Raw genomic sequence first — 3,674 nt, 5'->3', positions numbered from 1 at the left:
ACCCGCCCAACGCGACAACTCGGCGCGCTCCTCCTCGGACAGCACGACCTCGACAGCACGCGGACCCCGATGCGACATGAAAACAGCCTACAGACTTACACCTGCAATTTCAGGCGCATCACACTAGATCGGCAGGCGCCGGAACACCACGCGCGGGGTGTGCCTCAGCGCCGACATGAGCAGGCGTAGTGCCCCCGGTACCCACACCGTCTCCGAGCGTCGGCGCAGACCCAGCTCGATCGCCGTCGCGACCGCCTCCGGGGTGGTCGTGAACGGAGCCTGAGCCGGTCCGGCGATCCTCCTCGACCGTACGGACCCGGGGCGTACGACCATCACGCGGACGCCCGTGCCGTACAGCGCGTCACCCAGGCCCTGGGCGAAGGCGTCCAGGCCGGCCTTGCTGGAGCCGTAGATGAAGTCGGCGCGGCGGGCGCGCTCGCCGGCCACCGAGGAGAGCACGACGAGAGAGCCGTGGCCCTGGGCCTGCAGCGCACGGGCGCAGACCAGGCCTGCCGACACGGCTCCCGTGTAGTTGGTCTGCGCGACGCGCACGGCGCTCACCGGCTCCCGCTCGTCGTGTGCCTGGTCGCCGAGCATCCCGAACGCGAGCAGCACCATGTCGATGCCGCCCTCGGCGAAGACCTTGCCGAGCACCGTCTAGTGGGACTCGGGGTCGAGCGCGTCGAACGCGGCCGTGCGCACGTCGGCGCCCAGGGCGCGGAGATCCTCGGCGGCCCGTTCGAGGGCGGGTGAGGGGCGTCCGGCCAGCCACACAGTGCGGGTGCGGCGGGCGATCAGGCGTCGGGCGGTGGCCAGCGCGATCTCGGATGTACCGCCGAGGACGAGGAGGGACTGGGGGAGGCCGTTGGCGTCCTTCACGACGATCACGCTCCTTATGGAGGGCCGGGCATTGCGGCGACCGTAGCGCCCTGTATGCGGCAAGAGTTATGAAACATCCCCTGTCTCCCCGGAATGGCTGATTAATGGGGGCGTCACGGAGGGCAAGGTCGGTTCATGGACTGGCTGAAGAAGCTCCCCGTCGTCGGCCCCGTGGCCGCCCGCCTGATGGCCACGCACGCGTGGCGGTCGTACGAGCGGCTGGACCGCGTGAAGTGGACGCGGCTGGCCGCGGCGATGACGTTCACCAGCTTTGTCGCGCTGTTTCCGCTGCTCACCGTGGGTGCCGCGATCGGCGCCGCCACGCTCAGCGCCGAGCAGCAGCAGGAGCTGCAGGACAAGATCGCCGAGCAGGTTCCCGGCATCTCCAAGCAGCTGAACATCGGCGCCCTGGTCGACAACGCCGGCACCATCGGCCTCATCGCCGGTGCCCTGCTGCTGTTCACCGGCATCAGCTGGGTCGGCTCGATGCGCGACTGTCTGCGGGCGGTGTGGGAGCTGCCGGACAGCGAGGAGAACCCCGTTCTGGTCAAGGCCAAGGACGCGGGTGTCCTGATCGGCCTCGGCGGCGCGCTGCTGGTCACCCTCGCCGCGTCCACCGTCGCCACGGCCGCCGTCACCGGGATCGCCCGCCAGCTGGGCCTGGACGAGCACGGCTGGGGCAGCCTCCTGCTGCGTATCGCCGCGTTCGCCGTCGCCGTACTGGCCGACTTCCTGGTCCTGCTGTACGCGCTCACGCTGCTGCCGGGCGTCGATCCGCCCCGGCGTCGGCTGATCGTGGGCGCGTTGATCGGCGCGATCGGCTTCGAGCTGCTGAAGCTGCTGCTGAGCGGCTATATGCAGGGCGTGGCCACGAAGAGCATGTACGGCGCGTTCGGCGTCCCCGTTGCCCTGCTGCTGTGGATCAACTTCACGTCGAAGCTGGTGCTGTTCTGCGCCGCCTGGACGGCGACGCAGAGCAAGGAGGCCGAGAAGGCCGAGGTCACCGGCGGCGACGCACCAGATCCGGCAGCGGCCAGCGGCGATTGACCAGGAACACCCCGCCCGCGAGCAGCACCAGCAGCCCACCGGTGATCGCGAGCGCGACCCCGATGCCGCTGGACCCGCCCTCGGTCCTGGCGCTCGCCACGGGCTTGGCCGAGCCGCCGCCGGAGGTAGCTGCGCCACCGGCCTCGCCCGCCTCGCCGGAGGCGGTGGCACCGGGCTCGGCGCCGGCCTGCGCGGCGCCCTTCGGCGGCACCAGCTCACCGACCGGCTCCACCTTCCCGGCCGCCTTGAAGCCCCAGTCGAACAGCCGCGCGGTCTCCTTGTAGACCTCGTTGTGCTCGTCGTTCTGCGGGTTCATGACGGTGACGAGCAGCACCCTGCCGTCGCGCTCGGCGACGCCGGTGAAGGTGGCCCCCGCGTTGGTGGTGTTGCCGTTCTTGACGCCCGCGATGCCCGGGTACTGGGAGATGCCGTAGTCGCCGGTCAGCAGTCGGTTGGTGTTCTGTATCTCGAAGGACTTGCGGACGGACTTGCCCTTCTTGTTCTTCGACGTCTCGCCCGGGAACTTCGCGGTCGCCGTCGCTGCGTACTCGCGGAAGTCCTTCTTCTGCATCCCGGAACGGGCGATCAGTGTCAGGTCGTACGCGGAGGAGACCTGGCCGGGGGCGTCGTAGCCGTCGGGGCTGACCACGTGCGTGTCGAGGGCCTGGAGCTCCTCGGCGTGCTCGTTCATCTCCTTGACGGTGTTGTCGACGCCCTCGTTCATCGCGGACAGCACGTGCACCGCGTCGTTGCCGGAGCGCAGGAAGACGCCGAGCCACAGGTCGTGGACCGTGTAGGTCTCGTTCTCCTTTATCCCGACCATGCTGGAGCCGGCGCCGATGCCCGCCAGGTCGGAGACGGCGACCTTGTGCTTCATCGTCTTGGGGAACCTGGGCAGCACCGTGTCGGCGAACAGCATCTTCAGGGTGCTCGCCGGAGCCAGCCGCCAGTGCGCGTTGTGCGCGGCGAGCACCTCGCCGGACTCGGCGTCGGCGACGATCCAGGAACGGGCGCTGACATCCTTGGGCAGCACCGGGACCCCGTCGGCGAGGTTCACCTGCGTGCCCGGCCGGCCGAGCCGCTCGCCGCCCACGGTCGACATGTTCGCCGGGGGAGTGGCCGACGGGCTCGCCGAGGAACTGGGCGACGGGCGCGGCGCCGCGAGAGCCGCGGGCGCGGTCAGCGAAACGGTCAACAGGGTTGCGGATGCGAGCAGTAGGGATCGCCTGGCGGTCTTCTTGGGTGCGGGCACGAGCGAGAACGTACACGCCCGGGTTCGGGAAGTCCCGCCCCCCTCCCCACCCCGGGAACGGAACCGGACACCCGGCGGCGATACTGAACGTATGAAACTCAGCCGCCCGATCTCCTGGTTCCTGTTCGCCTTCGGGGTGTGGAGCTGGGTCATCTGGGTCACTTTCGTCAAGAACCTGATCAAGGACAGCAGCGGGCTCGCGTTCGACGACGGAGACCCGACGGCGTACTTCTGGGTGCATCTGACGCTCGCCGTCGTCTCCTTCGTATTGGGGACGGTCGTCGGGGCCATCGGGTTGCGCGGACTGCGCGCACTGCGCCGTACGTCATAGCAACCGGCACCCGGTCGAAGAGAGAAGCAACAGCATGGTGATCGTCTTTCTGCTCGTCGTCGTGAGTGTCCTCGTGGTGGCGAACTGGTATCTGTGGCGCCGCCTGTTCCGCGACACGACGCAGAGCCCGGGCCCGGTGCGCCGCGCGGGCGCGGTGCTGGTCGC

General features: G+C 69.5%; 3 protein-coding genes and 2 pseudogenes. 3 read left to right on the top strand and 2 right to left on the bottom strand.

The features are described from left to right. Positions 1-123: 123 nt before the first annotated feature. Positions 124-879 (bottom strand): annotated as a pseudogene (locus tag ACTWQJ_RS48245) (decaprenylphospho-beta-D-erythro-pentofuranosid-2-ulose 2-reductase). 135 nt (positions 880-1,014) lie between these two features. On the opposite strand from ACTWQJ_RS48245, the gene ACTWQJ_RS48240 reads away from it, so the two are divergent. After that, positions 1,015-1,926, top strand: a complete 912-nt coding sequence (locus ACTWQJ_RS48240; protein WP_443312710.1) for a YihY/virulence factor BrkB family protein — start codon at positions 1,015-1,017, stop codon at positions 1,924-1,926. Here the strand turns inward: ACTWQJ_RS48240 and ACTWQJ_RS48235 are convergent. Then, positions 1,880-3,178, bottom strand: coding sequence for a D-alanyl-D-alanine carboxypeptidase family protein (locus tag ACTWQJ_RS48235; RefSeq protein WP_443312709.1), 1,299 nt, complete (start codon positions 3,176-3,178; stop codon positions 1,880-1,882). The two genes, ACTWQJ_RS48240 and ACTWQJ_RS48235, sit on opposite strands and share 47 nt — an antisense overlap. 91 nt (positions 3,179-3,269) lie before the next feature. On the opposite strand from ACTWQJ_RS48235, the gene ACTWQJ_RS48230 reads away from it, so the two are divergent. Together ACTWQJ_RS48230 and ACTWQJ_RS48225 are read left to right on the top strand one after the other, a co-directional pair. Then, the gene (locus ACTWQJ_RS48230; RefSeq protein WP_443312708.1) at positions 3,270-3,509 is read left to right on the top strand and encodes an SCO4848 family membrane protein; all 240 of its coding nucleotides are present in this window, start codon (positions 3,270-3,272) and stop codon (positions 3,507-3,509) included. Between the two features lie 34 nt (positions 3,510-3,543). Continuing rightward, positions 3,544-3,674: pseudogene (locus ACTWQJ_RS48225) on the top strand (metallophosphoesterase); the annotation flags it as partial.

The sequence above is a fragment of the Streptomyces sp. KR55 genome, assembly GCF_052245645.1.
GTDB classification, from domain to species: Bacteria; Actinomycetota; Actinomycetes; order Streptomycetales; family Streptomycetaceae; genus Streptomyces; species Streptomyces flavusporus.
Note: the sequence above shows the minus strand (reverse complement) of the source record. Positions and strands in the feature narration are given on the sequence as shown.